Consider the following 16,390-nt stretch of genomic DNA (forward strand, 5'->3'; position numbering starts at 1 on the left):
AAACGCACGAGGATCGACGGCGAAACACGACCTGACCATGCTTCCCGCCCAGTCAGACATGACAGACCTGGGAGGGTTAACCAGTGGAAGGTCTCAACAGCGGCGATACCGCGTGGATCTTGACGTGTGCCGCGTTCGTGATGCTCATGACGCCGGGCCTGGCGTTGTTCTACGGCGGTCAGGCCGGCTCGAAGAGCGTCCTGAACATGATGATGATGGTGTTCAGCGCGCTGGGTCTGGTCGGCGTCCTCTGGGTGCTGTACGGCTACTCGCTGGTGTTCGGCGCCGACATCGGCGGTGGGCTCCTCGGTAACCCGACGACCTACTTCGGTCTCACCTCCATCCTGGAGAACGACGAGGCCTCCGAGGTGGTTCCGCAGCTCGCTGTGGTCGGCTTCCAGGCGATGTTCGCGATCCTCACCACCGCACTGATCGCCGGTGCGGCGGCGGACCGGATGAAGTTCGGCTCCTGGCTGCTGTTCTCGGGTCTGTGGGCCACGCTGGTCTACTTCCCGGTCGCACACTGGGTCTTCGACCTCGACCAGGGCTGGATCGCCACCAGCCTCGGCGCGCTGGACTTCGCCGGTGGTACCGCGGTCCACATCAACGCCGGTGTCGCCGCCCTGGTGCTCTGCATCATCATGGGCAAGCGCCGCAGCTGGCCGCGCGAGGCCGCCCGCCCGCACAACCTGACGCTGGTCATGCTCGGTGCCGGCATGCTGTGGTTCGGCTGGTTCGGCTTCAACGCCGGTTCGTCCGGTGCCGCTGACTGGGCCGCCGCGTTCGCCTTCACCAACACCGTTGCCGCGACGGCCGCCGCCATTCTGGGCTGGCTGCTCGTCGAGAAGCTGCGCTACGGCAAGGCCACCTCGCTGGGTGCCGCGTCCGGCATCGTGGCCGGTCTGGTCGCCATCACCCCGGCCGCCGCCGCGATCTCCCCGGTCGGCGCGCTGATCGTCGGTGCGATCGCCGGTGCGCTGAGCGCCTACGCGGTCGGCCTCAAGTACAAGCTGGGCTACGACGACTCGTTCGACGTCGTCGGCGTCCACTTCGTCGCCGGCCTCTGGGGCACCCTGGCCATCGGCTTCTTCGGCACCGCGGTGGCGCCGGACGAGACCAACGGTCTGTTCTACGGCGGCGGCGTGACGCAGCTGGGCATCCAGGCGGTCGCCGCGCTGGCGACCATCGTCTACTGCGCCATCGTCACAACGATCATCGTCTACATCGTCAAGTTCACGATCGGCCTGCGGGTCGAGGACGAGGCGGAGCAGGCCGGTATCGACGAGGCCGAGCACGCCGAGACCGGCTACGAGCTGTCCGGCCTGCGTGGCGGCGCCGGCCTCGGCTCTGCCCCGAAGCCCCCCGCCTCGGCCCAGCCGACCACCCCGGCGAAGCAGGAGGCCTGACCCATGAAGCTCGTGACAGCAATCGTCAAGCCGTTCGTCCTCGAGGACGTCAAGGGTGCGCTCGAGCAGATCGGCGTGCTGGGGCTGACGATCAGCGAGGTCCAGGGCTACGGCCGGCAGAAGGGCCACACCGAGGTCTACCGGGGCGCCGAGTACTCGGTCGATTTCGTGCCCAAGGTCCGGGTCGAGGTCGTCGTGGACGACGCCCTGCTGGACAAGGTCGTGGACGCGGTCGTCGAGGCAGCCCGCACCGGGAAGATCGGTGACGGGAAGGTCTGGGTGACGGCCGTCGAGACCGTCGTCCGGGTCCGCACCGGCGAGCGCGGAACCGACGCGATCTGAGCTCGGATATCAGCGGGCGGGCCCGTCGCATCCCCACGGGGCTGCGGCGGGCCCGTCCGCCGTCCGGGCTCGAACCGGACATACCGGCGCCATCGAGGCGACCGGGGGCCGAACGAGCAGAAAGCGGGTGGCGCGGGGAGATGACGGTCCTCGGGTCGGGTGAGGCGGCGGACCTGGTCAAGGCGAAGTCGGTCCTCCTGGAGTCCAACGGCCGGCACCACCACGGTCCGGAGGCGTTGCGGGCCGCGCTGGTCGACCTGCACGACTTCTGGCTCGCGTCGCGCTGCGCGACGCTGGGCATCGGCGGAGAGGGAGGCGGGGTCGCCCTGGTGGCCGTCGGCGCGCTGGGCCGCCGCGACCTGTGTCCGTACTCCGATCTCGACCTGGTCCTGCTGCACGACGGGCGCAAGGGCATCGACCCCCTTGCCGAACAGCTCTGGTACCCGCTGTGGGACGCCGGCATCGGGCTGGACCACTCGGTCCGCACCCCCGGCCAGGCCGTCCAGGTCGCGACCACCGACCTGCGCGCCGCGCTCGGGCTGCTGGAGGCGCGGCACATCGCCGGCGACGGCGCCCTGTCGGGCAAGGTCCGGGACGCCGTCCGGCAGGCCTGGCGGGCGGGCATCCGGAGCCGGTTCGACGAGATCGTGGAGACCACCACCGAGCGCTGGCGGCGCAACGGCGACGTCGCGCACCGGATCGAACCGGACCTCAAGAGCGGTCACGGCGGGCTGCGCGACATCCAGCTGGTCGACGCGCTCGCGACCGCCCAGCTGGTCGACCGGCCGTCCACCGAGGTGGTGGAGGCCAGGACGCTGCTGCTGAATGTGCGCACCGAGCTGCACCGGCTCTCCGGCCGCTCCCGTGACGTGCTGCGCGCCCAGGACGCCGACGAGATCGCGGCGAGCGTCGGCTTCACCGACGTCGGCGACCGCTTCGACCTGGCCAGGGCCCTGTCCGGCGCGGCGCGGGCGGTCGCCTTCAGCGCGGAGGTCGGCCTGCGCCAGGCGCGCAACGCGCTGCCCCGCCGCGGACTGGCCGCGCTGCGCCGGGCGCCCGTGCGGCGCCCGCTGGACTCCGGCGTCGTCGAGCACGGCGGTGAGGTCGGCCTGGCCCGTGACGCCTCGGCGGCGAAGGACCCGGCCCTGGTGCTGCGGGTCGCCGCCACCGCGGCCCGCACCGGACTGCCGATCTCGGCCGGCACCCTGACCCGGCTCGCCGACACCGCCCCCGAGCTGCGAACACCGTGGCCGCGGGCGGCGCTGGCGGAGCTGCTCGCGCTGCTCGGCACCGGCCAGGCGATCGTCGACGTGATCGAGTCGCTGGACCGGACCGGGCTGTGGGGCCGGCTGTTCCCCGAGTGGGGTGCGGTGCGCGACCTGCCCCCGCGGGACCGCATGCACGTGTGGACGGTCGACCGGCACCTGGTCGAGGTCTCCGCGCAGGCCGCCCGGCTGACCACCCGGGTGTCCCGGCCGGACCTGCTGCTGGTCGGCGCGCTGCTGCACGACATCGGCAAGGGCCGCGGCGGCGACCACTCGGTGGTGGGGGAGTCCCTGGTCCGCCAGATCGGCGACCGGCTCGGGATGCGCGAGTCCGATGTCGAGATGCTCGCCGCGATGGTCCGCCACCACCTGCTGCTCCCGCACACCGCCACCCGTCGTGACCCGGAGGACCCGGCGACGGTGACCCGGGTGCTGGACACCCTGCGGGCCGCCGTCGGCGTCGACGACGAGCGGGTCGCGGTACTGGTCGAGCTGCTCGACGCGCTCGCCGAGGCGGACTCGCTCGGCACCGGGCCCGGGGTGTGGAGCCCGTGGCGGCGCACCCTGATCCAGGGGCTGGCCGGACGCTGCCTGAGCGCGCTCGACGGGCGGCCGTTCGTCGAGCCGGGCCCGCCCGACCCGGCGTACAAGGAGATGATCGAGGCGGTCGTCGAGGACGGGGCGCCGCAGGTCCGGTTCTCCACCGGCGACGACGTCGCGACCGTCGCCGTCGCGCTGCCCGACGGGCGCGGCGCGCTCTCCGCGGTTGCCGGCGTGGTGGCCCTGCACTCGCTGCAGGTGCACACCGCCGACGTCGCGATCACCCCGGCCGGCGACGGCGGGGCGGTCGCGGTCCTCACGTTCGCGGTGACCCCGCGGTTCGGCGGGCTGCCCGATCCGGCGCTCGTCCGCTCCGACCTGATCCGGGTACGGGCCGGATCGCTCGGGCTGCCCGAGGCGCTGGCCCGCAAGGAGCGCGACTACGCGCCGTCGACGCCGGAGGTCGAGCGGACCGCGCCGCCGCGGGTGCTCTGGTTCGACGACGAGGCCAGCGGCGCGGTCGTCCTGGAGCTGCGCGGCACCGACCGGATCGGGCTGCTGCACCACGTCACCGCCGCCCTGGAACGGACCGGGGTGGACCTGGTCTGGGCCCGGGTGGAGACGCTCGGCGCCTCGATCGTCGACTCCTTCGGGATCGCCGGGTCGCCGGACCGGGCGGCCCGCCGGGAGATCGAACGGGCGGTGCTCGCCGCCGCGGCGGCCCGGCCGCGGGGCTGACCCCGGGCCGCTGCGCGCTCCGCGAGAATCGCCCCTCGGTGTGTCCGCCCGCGCCCGCACGGGTTCGCAGCGTTCGCACGGATCCGATCCCGTGCGAACGCGACGAACCCGTGCGGATCGGCCGGCGCGAGGTGCGAACCGGACCGGAGCAGTCGTGGCCGGCGTGGGGGTCCGTGCGCACGGGTTCTGCACGAGGCCGCTGCTGACGGTGCCGGCGAGGCGGTGCGGACGGGCCTGCGCGAGGACCTGCGCCGACCGACCCGGTCCGATGAACCCGCTTCCACCGCTCCGCACCGAACGGAACCGACGCGACGCCCGGCCCACTCTGCACGACAGGCCGTGTTCGTGATGGAACGATCCGTGACCCCGGACCGTTGCGTCGTGCATGAGCCTTGCGTGCGCCGTCGATCCGCTCGTCGTCCCGCTTCCCGGCCGGACCCTGCTGCTGGTCGCCGGGCTGCCCGGAGCCGGGAAGTCCACGTTGCTGGCGGCGATGACCGCGCCGGCCGGTGTCCGGGTGCTCGACTCCGGCGCCGCCCGTAGCGTCCTCGCGCGCCGGCTCCCCGCGGCGACGCCGTACCGGTCGTACCGCTGGCTCACCCATCTGGCGCACCGGACCGGCGTCGTGCTGGCCTGCGCCGGCCGGGACGAGACCGTGGTGGTCCACCTGCCCGCGACGTCGGCCGCGGTCCGCGCGGCGGTCCGGGTGCTGGCCAGGGCGTCGCGCCGGGCCCCGCACCTGCTGTGGCTGGACGTGCCCCCGGACCAGGCGCTGGCCGGGCAGCGGGCCCGCGGCCGGGTGGTGCGTCCGCGGCCGTTCGCGGTGCACGTCGAGCGCGCCAGGTCGACCTCCGAACGGCTGCGTGCGGGCCGCGAACGGGGCTGGGTCTCGGTCCGCACCGCGGATCGCTCCGGTGCCCGCCGGGGCCTGGCACTGGCCAAGTAGGCTGGTAAGGGTGTTCGACTCCCTCTCCGAGCGGCTCGGATCCACGCTGCGTGACCTCCGCGGCAAGGGCCGGCTCTCCGACGCCGACATCGACGCCACCGCGCGCGAGATCCGGATCGCCCTGCTGGAGGCGGACGTCGCGCTGCCGGTGGTCCGCCAGTTCATCAACCGGGTCAAGGAGCGGGCCAAGGGTGCGGAGGTCTCGCAGGCCCTGAACCCCGCCCAGCAGGTCGTCAAGATCGTCAACGAGGAGCTCGTGGCGATCCTCGGCGGCGAGACGAGAAGGCTCGCGCTGGCCAAGGAACCGCCGACCGTCATCATGCTGGCCGGTCTGCAGGGTGCCGGTAAGACGACGCTGGCGGGCAAGCTGGCCCGCTGGCTCAAGGGGCAGGGGCACACCCCGCTGCTGGTGGCCTGCGACCTGCAGCGCCCCAACGCCGTCAACCAGCTGCAGATCGTCGGCGAGCGGGCCGGGGTGCCGACGTTCGCGCCGCACCCGGGTGCCACCGGCTCCGGTGAGCCGTCGGAGACCTCGGCCCACCCGCCCGGCGACCCGGTCGCTGTCGCCCGCGACGGCATCGCGCACGCCCGCGACAAGCAGTACGACGTCGTCGTCGTCGACACCGCGGGCCGGCTCGGCGTCGACGAGGAGCTGATGCGTCAGGCGTCCGACATCCGGACGGCGGTGCAGCCCGACGAGGTCCTGTTCGTCGTCGACGCGATGATCGGTCAGGACGCGGTCGCCACCGCGGAGGCGTTCCGGGACGGTGTCGGCTTCACCGGCGTCGTACTGACCAAGCTCGACGGCGACGCCCGCGGCGGTGCCGCACTGAGCGTCCGCGAGGTCACCGGGCAGCCGATCCTGTTCGCGTCGAACGGGGAGAAGCTCGAGGACTTCGACGTCTTCCACCCGGACCGGATGTCGTCGCGCATCCTCGGGATGGGCGACCTGCTGACCCTGATCGAGCAGGCCGAGCAGTACTTCGACGCCGAGCAGTCGGCCGCCGCCGCGCAGAAGATCAGCTCCGGTGAGCTGTCCCTGGAGGACTTCCTCCAGCAGATGCTGCAGCTGCGCAAGATGGGCCCGATCGGCAACATCCTCAACATGCTCCCGGGTGCCAACCAGGGGCAGATGAAGGCCGCGCTGGACCAGGTCGACGACCGGCAGATCGACCGGCTGCAGGCGATCATCCGGAGCATGACGCCCGCCGAGCGGGACGACCCGAAGATGATCAACGCCTCCCGCAGGGTGCGCATCGCGAACGGCTCCGGGACCACGGTGTCGGACGTGAACGACCTGGTCAACCGGTTCTTCGAGGCCCGCAAGATGATGAAGCAGATGGCCGGTCAGTTCGGCCTCGGCGGTGGCGGGCGGAGCGCGACGAAGAAGATCCCGAAGAACCCGCGCAAGGCCCGCCAGGCGAAGAAGGGCCGGCGCAGCGGCAACCCGGCGAACCGGGCCGCGCAGGCTGCGCCGGACCTGTCGAACCTGCCGCCGAGCCTGCAGCAGCTGCCGCCCGGCCTCGGTTCGATGGACCAGCTGCCGCCCGGTTTCGACCCGTCCAAGCTGAACTTCGGCAAGAAGAAGTGACGTAGCCTCCGGGTCATGTCGGATCTTCCTGCCGCGGGGTGGCGGCTGCGCGGAACCCTGCTCGGGCCGGACGGCGCGCTGGGCGCCGATCTCTATGTCGACGGGGCCGGGCGGATCAGCCCGGACCCGCTGCCCGGGGCCGAGGACCTGACCGTCGACGGCTGGATCGTCCCCGGCCTGGTCGACGCGCACTGCCACGTCGGGCTGGGACCGAACGGGCCGATCACCGACCTGGAGGAGTGCGCTGAGCAGGCCCGCACCGACCGGGACGCGGGCACCCTGCTGATCCGGGACTGCGGCTCACCGGTCGACACCTCGGCCCTGCAGCTGCGCGACGACCTCCCGGAGATCATCCGGGCCGGCCGGCACGTGGCCCGGCCCAAGCGCTACATCCCGGGCCTGGCCACCGAGCTGGACGACCCGCGGCTGCTCGTCGACGAGGTCCGCACCCAGGCGGCCCGCGGCGACGGCTGGGTGAAGCTGGTCGGTGACTGGATCGACCGGGGTCTCGGCGACGGCGCCGACCTGGCCCCGCTCTGGCCGGACGAGGTGCTCGCCGAGGCGATCGCCGCCGCCCATGAGGTGGGCGCCCGGGTCACCGCGCACGTGTTCGGCACCGACGCGCTGCCCGGCCTGATCGGCGCCGGGATCGACTGCATCGAGCACGGCACCGGCCTCACCGACGACCTGATCGCCGAGATGGCCCGCCGGGGTACCGCGCTGGTGCCGACCCTGATCAACGTGGAGACGTTCCCGTCGATCGCCGAGCAGGCCACCCGGTACCCGCGCTACGCCGGGCACATGCGGGACCTGCACGCACACGCCTGGGAGACGGTGGGCCGCGCCATCGAGGCTGGGGTGCCGGTGTACGCGGGCACCGACGCGGGCGGCGGCATCCGGCACGGCCGGATCGCCGACGAGGTCGCCGAGCTGGCCCGCGCCGGTCATCCCGACCCGATCGGTGCCGCCAGCTGGTCGGCGCGGGCCTGGCTGGGCCGCCCGGCCGGTCCGGGGCCGGGGGCGCCCGCCGATCTCGTCGTGTACGACCGTGATCCGCGTGACGACCTCGGCGTGCTCCGGGGCCCGTCGGTGGTTGTGATCAGGGGCCGTCGGGTATCTGTGGGGGCATGAGCTCCACGCCCGGGCCGCCGGGCCCCAGCGGCCACACCTCGGACCCGGGGGACGGATCGTCCGGTCAGGAGGGGTGGGCCGGGCCCGCCGGCGCGCAACCGGGCCCGCCCGACGACGGCACCGCGGCGCACGACGCAGCGGGCCCGGGCGACCGGCAGCACGACCCGGCCGGCCACCCCACCGTGCAGCCCGGACCGGCGGCCCACCCCACCATGCAGCCCGATCCGGCGGCATACGGCGGCGCGCCGCGGCAGCACGGCCCGGCGGGCCACGGCGCGCCGTACGGCTACGGCACCGCCCGCCCCGCCCCGCCCCCGCAGTACGCCGCCGCCGGCCACGCACCCCCCTGGCCCGGCCCGGGCGCCCCGCACCACGGCCCGGCCGGTCACGGCCCGCCGCCGGAACCGCCGACCGGCCCGTTCGGGCTGAGTCCGTCACCGACCCCGCGGGTGCGCTGGGGGCTCTGGGCCTTCCTCGTCGTCGAGATCGTGTTCCTCGGCGCGTCGGCGGTGATGGCCTGGACCACCGGCGTGGACTCCGCCGGGGGCGTGCTGCTGGCGATCGCGGTGCCGACGATGCTGGCCGCGCTGACCTGCATCCTGTGGACGCTCTGGCGCGGCGACGGCCCGGCGGCTGACCTGGGTCTGCGGTTCCGCTGGGAGGACGTCGGGGTCGGGCTGCTGATCGGCATCGCCGGGCTGTTCGTCACCGTGCCGGCCGCGCTGCTCTACCTGTACCTGGTCGGCCCGGAGCTCAGCACCTCGGTCGGGGTGGCGTTCGAGGGGATCACCGCCGGCTGGCCGATCGCGCTCGCCGTGATGTTCGGGGTGGTGGTGATCGCCCCGGTCTGCGAGGAGATCGTCTACCGCGGGCTGCTCTGGAACGCGGTCGCCAAGTGGATCAGCAACCGCTGGGTGGTCTTCGTCATCACCACGCTGGTGTTCGCGATCGCCCACCTGGAGTTCCTGCGGGCGCCGCTGCTGTTCGTGGTCGCGCTGCCGCTGGGCATCGCGCGCATCCTGACCGGCCGGATCACCGCCAGCGTCGTGGCGCACGCGGTGAACAACTTCCTGCCCGGCCTGGCGCTGGCCCTCATGCTGGTCGGGGCCCTGCCGCAGGTCTGAGGGTCGTCTGGCAGAATAACCGGTCGGGTCCGTGGCCGGCCCTCTACCAGCCACGGCCGATGACCTTCGAGTGAGCGAGCCCGTACCCCACGCGAGCGCCAGCTGACTCATCGCAGCACGACACGACATTCGCGAGGAGCAACACAGCGTGGCCGTCAAGATCAAGCTGATGCGTCTGGGCAAGATCCGTCAGCCGTACTACCGCGTCGTCGTCGCGGACTCCCGTACGCGCCGCAACGGTCGTGCCATCGAGACGATCGGCAAGTACCACCCGAAGAACGAGCCGAGCCTGATCGAGATCGACTCGCAGCGGGCGCAGTACTGGCTGGGTGTCGGCGCGCAGCCGACCGAGTCCGTGCAGAACCTGCTGGAGATCACCGGCGACTGGCAGAAGTTCAAGGGCCTGCCGGGCACCGAGGGCACCCTGAAGCCGCAGCCGGAGAAGGTCGACAAGCTCGCCCGGTTCCAGCAGGCGCTGGCCGAGGCGAACGACGAGCCGACCACCGCGGCCACCACGCCGAAGAAGAAGGGTGGCAACGACCGGGCCGGCAAGACCGCGGACGCCGCCCCGGCCGAGGCCGCCACGAAGAGCGACGACGTCGTCGGCGCCACCAAGGACGCCGACGCGCCTGCCGCCGAGTCGTGATCCGGCGGGCCACGGCTCCCGCGGGGGCGACGACATGAGCGTCCTCGCGGACGCGCTCGAGCACCTCGTGCGCGGCATCGTCGACCACCCCGACGACGTCCGGGTGGAGCTGGTCACCGGGCGGCGCGGCCGGATCCTCGAGGTCCGCGTGCACCCGGACGACCTGGGCAAGGTGATCGGCCGTGGCGGCCGGACCGCCACCGCGCTGCGCAACGTCATCGGCGGCGTGGGCGGCCGAGGGGTCCGGGTCGACGTGGTCGACACCGACCGGTGACGGGCCCCGTCCCGCACGACACCGACGCCGGCCGGGCCTCCACGGAGGTCCTGGTCGGCGTCGTCGTGCGTGTACACGGCCTGCGCGGCGAGGTCGTCGTCGAGTCGCGCACCGACTCGCCCGAGCTGCGGTTCGCCCCCGGGGCGGTGCTGCGGGGCGCCCGGCGCGGCGGCGCGGGAACGACCACGCTGGCCGTCTCGTCCGCCCGGCCGCACTCCGGCCGCTGGCTGGTCCTGTTCGACGGGGTCGCCGACCGGGACGCCGCCGAGGCGCTGCGCGGCGTCCAGCTGCTGCTCCCGACCGACGAGCTGGCCGCCCCGGCCGACCCGGACGAGTTCCACGTCCACCAGCTCACCGGCCTGCGCGCCGAGCTGGTCGACGGCACCGCGGCCGGCACCGTCGTCGACGTCGTGCACGGCCCCGGCGGCTCGCTGCTGGTGGTCCGGCGCCCGGCGGGTCACGACGCGCTGGTGCCGTTCGTCGGCGCCATCGTCCCGACCGTCGATCTCGCGGACGGACGCGTGGTGCTCGATCCGCCGGACGGTCTGCTCGACCCGGACGAGGACTGACCCTCCCTCTCCCGACGGGCCCGGTGGCAGTGCGCCGCCGGGCCCGTCGCACGCCCAGCGCGTCAACCAAGGTTGACAATGGGTGCGCGTCAACCTAAGTTGACATCCATGAGTGATGCGACGGCGGTGGCCGCGGCGGCGTCCAGCAAGGACCCGGCCGTCGGTCTGGCGGCGGTGGCGGCCCTGCGCGGACTGCAGGAGTCCCTGGAGGAGCTCCAGGTGACCAACGCCCGTGACCGGGGCTGGTCCTGGCAGCAGATCGCCGAGGCGTTGCAGATCAGCCGGCAGGCGGTGCACAAGAAGTACCGCCGGCTCGGCCTGTAGAGGGGAGACGACCGTGTTCGAGAGGTTCACCGACCCGGCCCGGCGGGCCGTGGTGCTCGCCCAGGAACGGGCGCGCGAGCGCGGTGCCGGGCGGATCGGCCCGGAGCACCTGCTGCTGGGGATCCTGTGCTGCCCCGGTTCGCCGGGGGAGGAGCTGCTGCGGGACGCGGGGATCGGCATCGCCGAGGTCGAGCGCGGTCTCGCGGCCGGGACCACCGGCGACGCGGCGGCGCTGGCGGCGCTGGGCATCGACCTCGACGAGGTGCGCCGGGCCGCCGAGGAGGCGTTCGGCCCGGGGGCGCTTGACCGCACCCGCGGCCGCCGGTGGTTCGCCGGGCACATCCCGTTCGAGAAGGCGTCGAAGAAGTCCCTCGAGCTCGCGCTGCGCGAGGCGATCCGGCTCGGCGACCGGCACATCGGCACCGAGCACGTGCTGCTCGGGCTGCTGCATCCCGGGCACCCGGCGTCCCGGGTGCTGGCCGCGCACGGCGTCACCCTGGACGGGATGCGCCGGGCGGTGTCCGAGCGGCGCGGTCGCCGGGCGGGCTGAGCCGCCGGGGCGGCCCCGGCACGCCCGGCGCCGGCGCGCCGGCTATCTCCGCGCCGGACACCGCCGCGGCGACGAGCAGGTAGGCCAGCAGCAGCAGCCAGGAGACCAGCACGAACGCGACGCCGATCGCACCGAACCGGTCCGCCTGGGAGTCGATCGCGAGCCGCAGGTACGGCCCGGACAGCGCGGCGATCACGGTCTGGCCCGCGGCCATGATCAGCGCGCCCGGGAGCAGCCTGCGCAACCGGATCCGGCCGCCGAGCAGCAGCCACTGCACCGGCAGCAACAGGATGATCGCCAGCGCCGCGTGCACGGCCAGCGCGGTGGCCGGGAACCGGTCGCCCGACGGGCTCAGCACGACGCTGCAGACGACCGCCGTGACCAGGGCGAGCACCGCCACCAGCCCGTGCAGGTACCCGCGCAGACCGAGCGGCGGCAGCGACCACGCGGCGACGTGCAGCCGGTGCAGCGTGCGGGTGAAACCGAACCCGGTGAGCAGGATCAGCACCGTTCCGCCGACGATCCCGGACGTCGCGGGGGCCGGCGGGGGCTGCATCAGCTCCCGGACCGCGGCCGCCGCCTCGCCGGACAGGTCGAACCGGGTGACCAGCCACTCCTGCGGCCCGCCCGCGCCGGACGGCAGGTACGCGGCGGCTAGCATCACCGCGGGGACCAGCGCGACGAACGCCTGCGCGGCCAGTGCGAGTGCCCGGTCGTAGCCGCTGGTGGCGACGAACCGGGCGGCCGGCCGACGAGCCAGCCCCGGTAGAGCGCCCCGAGGCGGTCGCGGCACCGCCCGAACCGGCCGGGCGGCCGGCTGCGGGACGGGGCCGTCCGGTCGGTCGGCGAATCGGACGGCATCGGCGTTCCCGGCTCGGTGGTGTGCGGCAGGGGGCCGCCACACGGTAGGCGGGTCCGGACGGGGGCGTCTTCACTCCCGGTGGGTGAGCGCACCGGCGCCGGAGGTGTCCGCGGGCGGATCACGGCCGCCTGCGACGATCCGCAACGTGCGGATCGACATCGTCACCATCTTCCCGGCCTACCTGGACCCGCTGCGCGAGGCGTTGCTGGGCCGGGCCGTCGAACGCGGCCTGCTGGAGGTGGCCGTGCACGACCTGCGCCGCTGGACGCACGACGTGCACCAGGCCGTCGACGACGCACCGTACGGCGGCGGCCCCGGGATGGTGATGCGCCCGCAGGTGTGGGGCGAGGCGCTCGACGAGGTACTGGCGGCCGGGCCGCAGCCGGCCCGGCTGGTGGTCCCGACGCCCGCCGGGCGGCCCTTCACCCAGGCGACCGCGCGGGCCTGGGCGGACGAGCGGCGGCTGGTGTTCGCCTGCGGCCGCTACGAGGGCATCGACGAGCGGGTGCTGGTCGACGCCCGCAACCGGGGCGTCGAGGTCGACGAGGTCTCGATCGGCGACTACGTGCTGGTCGGCGGCGAGGTCGCGGTGCTGGTGATGGTCGAGGCGGTCGCCCGGCTGCTGCCCGGGGTGCTCGGCAACCCGCGCTCGGCGGCCGAGGACTCGTTCTCCGACGGCCTGCTCGAAGGCCCCTCCTACACCCGCCCGGAGACCTGGCGCGGACTCGCCGTGCCGGACGTCCTGCGGGGCGGCAACCACGCCGCGGTCGCCCGCTGGCGGCGGGATCGGGCGCTCGAACGGACCCGCGACCGTCGTCCCGACCTGCTCGACGCGCTCCCGCCGGACGCGCTCGACGCCGCCGACCGCGCGGTGCTGGCCGCCGGGCGGGACGACGCCGCCGGGGGCCGGCCGCAGGGCTGACCGGGCCCGGTCACCCGCCGATCCGGACGACCGTCCGGCGCCCGCCGGAACTCCCCCCGGCGGCCGGTCCCGGGCGCCCGGAGCACCGGGTGTCCGGGCCGATCGGCCCGTCTGGCACTATGGACGGGTTGCCAGCGCCGCGTGCGGTGCCCGGTGACGGTGGTGCGCGCCGGTCGAGGAGATCGTGCGCCGCGCGGGCCGTACCGGAGCCCGCCACCCGGTCGAGTGTCCCACCGGCGAGGTGCGGATCACCCGGGTGGCCCGGGAGCAGACCCGGAACGAACCCGGGGTGGCACCGCACGACCTGCACGAACACGCACGACACACGAGGACGGACCGTCGACATGAACACCCTGGACGCTCTGGACGCGCAGACCCTGCGCTCCGACATCCCGAACTTCCGGCCCGGGGACACGCTCAAGGTGCACGTGAAGGTCATCGAGGGCAACCGGACCCGTACCCAGGTCTTCCAGGGTGTGGTCATCCGCCGGCACGGCGCCGGGGCCCGGGAGACCTTCACCGTCCGCAAGATCTCGTTCGGGGTCGGCGTCGAGCGCACCTTCCCGGTGCACACGCCGAACATCGACAAGATCGAGGTCGCGACCCGCGGCGACGTCCGCCGGGCGAAGCTGTACTACCTCCGTGACCTGCGCGGCAAGGCCGCGAAGATCAAGGAGCGCCGACAGGCCCCGTCCGCGTCCTGACCGTCACCCCGTCGTGACGGGCGGGTGACGTAATCTCGAACCGTGGCCTTCCCCGAGCTCCCCGATGACCGCCGGGCCCGCCCCCGGCGGTATCGCGGTGGCGACGCTCCCGAGCGCCCCGGCCGGCGACGGGCCCCCGAGGCCCCGGCGACGGCGGACGCCCAGGGCGCCGGCTCCGAGCAGGATTGGCTCCTCGGGGCGGCCCTGCAGCACGGCGTCCCGGCCCGCACGGACGACGACCCGGCCGAGCCGGCGTCGTACGGGGTGCGTACCCGGCACGCCGAGCCCGGGCCGGGGGACGACCACGACCGGCCCGGCCGGTACCGCAACGGTTACGGCACGGTCGCCGGGGAGCGCCGCCGCCGGCACGGGTCCGGGCGCAACGGCGTCGCACCCGATCCGGACGGCTACCCCAACGGCCACCGCCCGGGCCACGACCCGGCCGGCGGTCCCGCCGGCCGCAACGGCCACGACAACGGCCATGACAACGGCCGCGACCCGGGCCACGGCGGTGCGGACGGGGCCGTGACCGACGGCCCCGACTCGCTGCGCGCCCGCTACGCCGGGCGGCTGGCCGACACCGGGACCAACGGGACGGGCGGCCGCAGGCGGGCCGAGGACCGTTCCTGGCCGCCTGCCGGGCGACCCCGGCCGCACGACGCCGACGACCACCGCCCGCGCCGCGCCGACGGTGCGGGCGATCCGCCGCCCGGGCGGGCCCGCACGGAGGGCGGCGAGGCCCGGCCCGGCCGCGTCCGGCACCCGGACGGCGACGGGTCCCGTCCCGCCCGCACCGGCAGCCACCGCCGCGAGCCCGGCCCGGCCGGACCTCCGCCGAGGCACCCGGGCGCCGATCCGCGCGCCGGGCACCGCCCGCCCGAGGCGCCGGGCCGCCACGGCGACACCGCGAACGGCCGCTGGGCCGCCCCCGGCGTCGGCACCGGGTTCGAGCCGCCCGCCGCCCCGGCCCCGGGCAACGGCCACGCCCGCCGCGCGGGCCACCCGGAACGACCGGACGGCTACGCCCGGCCTGCCGGGTTCGACACTCACCCGCCGCAGCAGCCCGAGGCCCCGCGGCGCCGGGATGCCGGTCGCGACGGCCCGGCCCGGTCCGGTGCGCGGCACGGCGATGCCGGCCCGCCCACCGCCTACGACAGCGCTCCGCGACGCCGTCCCGCAGGCCCCGGGCAGGGGCCCGGCGCACCCTCCGTCCGCCCGCCGGGGGCGCCGTCGGGCCGGGTGCCGTCCGCCCCGCTCCCGCGCAGCCCGCTGCCGCCGGAGGAGACCACCGTGTTCGGCGGCCCGGCCGCCCCGGCCCGCCCGGGCGACGGTCCGCGCCGCGGCGCGCCGGACCCCGAGGACGGGTCCGTCCCGCCCGGTGACGCCGAGGCGTTCGAGCCGGTGCGCCGGCGTCGGCGGTCCGCCCGGCCCGTCCCGGAGGCTCCGGAGCCGTCCGTCGACCCGGATCCCGACGAGCAGCCCGACGACGCGGCCGCGGACGCCGACGACCCGCGGGCCGGGAAGCGCAGCGAACCGGTCGGGATCTCCGGCCGGATCGCCGCCCTGACCGGCCGGTCGAAGGCGACCCGGGGGGAGGACGGGGAGAAGCGCCAGCTCGCCTTCTGGAAGGAGCTGCTGCTGCTCGCCGGCGTCGCGCTGCTGCTGACGGTGCTGATCCAGACCTTCCTGGCGAAGGTCTACGTCATCCCGTCCGGGTCGATGGAGACGACCCTGCACGGCTGCCCGGGCTGCACCAACGACCGCGTGCTCGTCGACAAGGTGACCTACAACTTCACCGACGTGACGCCGGGCGACATCGTGGTCTTCCGGGGCACCGACGGGTGGAGCGCCGAGGGCTCGACCGGCGGGGGATCGGCCAACCCGCTGCTGCGCGGCCTGGAGACGGTCGGTTCGCTGGTCGGGTTCGCCCCGCCGGACGAGAAGGACTTCGTCAAGCGGGTGATCGCGGTCGGCGGTCAGACGGTGGCCTGCTGCGACGCGCTGAACCAGGTCATGGTGGACGGCCAGCCCCTCGAGGAGCCCTACGTCTACTACCTGCCGGAGGCCGGCCCGGCCCGGCAGATCCCGTTCGGTCCGGTGACGGTGCCCGAGGGCGAGTACTGGATGATGGGCGACTCGCGGAACAACTCCGCGGACTCGCGGGCGGCCGGCCACGGACCGATCCCGGACGCGAACGTGATCGGCAAGGCCCGGCTGATCGTGCTGCCGTTCGACCGGTTCGGCTGGCTCGGCTCGACCAACCCGCAGACCGCGACGGCCTCCGCGGCGGGGCTGCCCGACGGCCTCCCGCTGGCCCTCGGCATGATGGGGGCCCTGCCGTTCGCGCTCGGCCGGCGTCGCATGCTGCGGGCCCGCGCCGAGGCCGAGCGGTTCCTGCCCGCAGTGCGTCCCCCGTCGGGGTGGCGCCGGAGATCCTGACCGGGAGCACCGTGCCG

Annotated in this window: 16 protein-coding genes; 15 read left to right on the forward strand and 1 reads right to left on the reverse strand. The window is 74.8% G+C overall.

Annotated elements, in window-relative coordinates:
- Nucleotides 1-83: 83 nt before the first annotated feature.
- From ABZ881_RS06130 to ABZ881_RS06185, 12 genes are all read left to right on the forward strand, one after another.
- Nucleotides 84-1,406: an ammonium transporter gene (locus ABZ881_RS06130; RefSeq protein ID WP_358482237.1), complete on the forward strand. Its 1,323-nt coding sequence runs from the start codon at nucleotides 84-86 to the stop codon at nucleotides 1,404-1,406.
- Between the two features lie 3 nt (nucleotides 1,407-1,409).
- Nucleotides 1,410-1,748 carry a P-II family nitrogen regulator gene (locus ABZ881_RS06135; protein WP_085912388.1) on the forward strand — a complete coding sequence of 113 codons (339 nt, stop codon included), beginning with the start codon at nucleotides 1,410-1,412 and terminating at the stop codon, nucleotides 1,746-1,748.
- Between the two features lie 140 nt (nucleotides 1,749-1,888).
- Nucleotides 1,889-4,291, forward strand: a complete 2,403-nt coding sequence (locus ABZ881_RS06140) for a [protein-PII] uridylyltransferase (protein WP_358482239.1) — start codon at nucleotides 1,889-1,891, stop codon at nucleotides 4,289-4,291.
- A gap of 385 nt (nucleotides 4,292-4,676) precedes the next feature.
- Nucleotides 4,677-5,237, forward strand: coding sequence for an AAA family ATPase (locus tag ABZ881_RS06145; RefSeq protein ID WP_358482241.1), 561 nt, complete (start codon nucleotides 4,677-4,679; stop codon nucleotides 5,235-5,237).
- 10 nt (nucleotides 5,238-5,247) lie between these two features.
- Nucleotides 5,248-6,828, forward strand: coding sequence for a signal recognition particle protein (ffh, locus tag ABZ881_RS06150; protein WP_358482243.1), 1,581 nt, complete (start codon nucleotides 5,248-5,250; stop codon nucleotides 6,826-6,828).
- Nucleotides 6,829-6,843: 15 nt separating this feature from the next.
- A complete protein-coding gene (locus tag ABZ881_RS06155) occupies nucleotides 6,844-7,959 on the forward strand; it encodes an amidohydrolase family protein (RefSeq protein WP_358482245.1) in 1,116 nt (371 codons plus the stop codon).
- A complete protein-coding gene (locus tag ABZ881_RS06160; RefSeq protein WP_358482247.1) occupies nucleotides 7,956-9,083 on the forward strand; it encodes a CPBP family glutamic-type intramembrane protease in 1,128 nt (375 codons plus the stop codon). The genes ABZ881_RS06155 and ABZ881_RS06160 overlap by 4 nt, the downstream gene beginning before the upstream one ends.
- A 148-nt stretch (nucleotides 9,084-9,231) precedes the next feature.
- On the forward strand, nucleotides 9,232-9,729 hold the full coding sequence (gene rpsP / locus ABZ881_RS06165; protein ID WP_358482249.1) for a 30S ribosomal protein S16: 498 nt from the start codon (nucleotides 9,232-9,234) through the stop codon (nucleotides 9,727-9,729).
- Nucleotides 9,730-9,763: 34 nt separating this feature from the next.
- Complete coding sequence (locus tag ABZ881_RS06170; RefSeq protein ID WP_344028556.1) at nucleotides 9,764-10,003, forward strand: RNA-binding protein; 240 nt, start codon at nucleotides 9,764-9,766, stop codon at nucleotides 10,001-10,003.
- On the forward strand, nucleotides 10,000-10,572 hold the full coding sequence (rimM, locus tag ABZ881_RS06175; RefSeq protein WP_358482251.1) for a ribosome maturation factor RimM: 573 nt from the start codon (nucleotides 10,000-10,002) through the stop codon (nucleotides 10,570-10,572). Before ABZ881_RS06170 ends, rimM begins: the two co-directional genes overlap by 4 nt.
- A gap of 108 nt (nucleotides 10,573-10,680) precedes the next feature.
- Complete coding sequence (locus ABZ881_RS06180; RefSeq protein WP_344028561.1) at nucleotides 10,681-10,896, forward strand: helix-turn-helix domain-containing protein; 216 nt, start codon at nucleotides 10,681-10,683, stop codon at nucleotides 10,894-10,896.
- A gap of 13 nt (nucleotides 10,897-10,909) precedes the next feature.
- The gene (locus ABZ881_RS06185; protein ID WP_358482253.1) at nucleotides 10,910-11,446 is read left to right on the forward strand and encodes a Clp protease N-terminal domain-containing protein; all 537 of its coding nucleotides are present in this window, start codon (nucleotides 10,910-10,912) and stop codon (nucleotides 11,444-11,446) included.
- Here the strand turns inward: ABZ881_RS06185 and ABZ881_RS06190 are convergent.
- Nucleotides 11,388-12,239, reverse strand: coding sequence for a hypothetical protein (locus ABZ881_RS06190; protein WP_358482254.1), 852 nt, complete (start codon nucleotides 12,237-12,239; stop codon nucleotides 11,388-11,390). The two genes, ABZ881_RS06185 and ABZ881_RS06190, sit on opposite strands and share 59 nt — an antisense overlap.
- A 214-nt stretch (nucleotides 12,240-12,453) precedes the next feature.
- Between ABZ881_RS06190 and trmD the strand changes: the two genes are divergently transcribed.
- From trmD to lepB, 3 genes are all read left to right on the forward strand, one after another.
- Nucleotides 12,454-13,230 carry a tRNA (guanosine(37)-N1)-methyltransferase TrmD gene (gene trmD, locus ABZ881_RS06195; protein ID WP_358482558.1) on the forward strand — a complete coding sequence of 259 codons (777 nt, stop codon included), beginning with the start codon at nucleotides 12,454-12,456 and terminating at the stop codon, nucleotides 13,228-13,230.
- Between the two features lie 344 nt (nucleotides 13,231-13,574).
- Nucleotides 13,575-13,934, forward strand: a complete 360-nt coding sequence (gene rplS / locus ABZ881_RS06200; RefSeq protein ID WP_344028571.1) for a 50S ribosomal protein L19 — start codon at nucleotides 13,575-13,577, stop codon at nucleotides 13,932-13,934.
- Nucleotides 13,935-13,976: 42 nt separating this feature from the next.
- Nucleotides 13,977-16,373 (forward strand): signal peptidase I, encoded by a 2,397-nt coding sequence (gene lepB, locus ABZ881_RS06205; protein ID WP_358482256.1) that lies wholly within the window; start codon nucleotides 13,977-13,979, stop codon nucleotides 16,371-16,373.
- The last annotated feature ends 17 nt before the right edge of the window (nucleotides 16,374-16,390 follow it).

It is taken from the genome of Pseudonocardia sp. NPDC046786 (genome assembly GCF_040645415.1).
Taxonomy (GTDB): domain Bacteria; phylum Actinomycetota; class Actinomycetes; order Mycobacteriales; family Pseudonocardiaceae; genus Pseudonocardia; species Pseudonocardia kongjuensis.

Coding starts and splice junctions, on each gene's coding strand:
- ABZ881_RS06145 (WP_358482241.1), top strand. CDS start 4,677: ATGAGCCTTGCGTGCGCCGTCGATCCGCTCGTCGTCCCGCTTCCCGGC.
- ABZ881_RS06160 (WP_358482247.1), top strand. CDS start 7,956: ATGAGCTCCACGCCCGGGCCGCCGGGCCCCAGCGGCCACACCTCGGAC.
- ABZ881_RS06155 (WP_358482245.1), top strand. CDS start 6,844: ATGTCGGATCTTCCTGCCGCGGGGTGGCGGCTGCGCGGAACCCTGCTC.
- ABZ881_RS06140 (WP_358482239.1), top strand. CDS start 1,889: ATGACGGTCCTCGGGTCGGGTGAGGCGGCGGACCTGGTCAAGGCGAAG.
- ABZ881_RS06135 (WP_085912388.1), top strand. CDS start 1,410: ATGAAGCTCGTGACAGCAATCGTCAAGCCGTTCGTCCTCGAGGACGTC.
- rplS (WP_344028571.1), top strand. CDS start 13,575: ATGAACACCCTGGACGCTCTGGACGCGCAGACCCTGCGCTCCGACATC.
- ABZ881_RS06180 (WP_344028561.1), top strand. CDS start 10,681: ATGAGTGATGCGACGGCGGTGGCCGCGGCGGCGTCCAGCAAGGACCCG.
- ABZ881_RS06170 (WP_344028556.1), top strand. CDS start 9,764: ATGAGCGTCCTCGCGGACGCGCTCGAGCACCTCGTGCGCGGCATCGTC.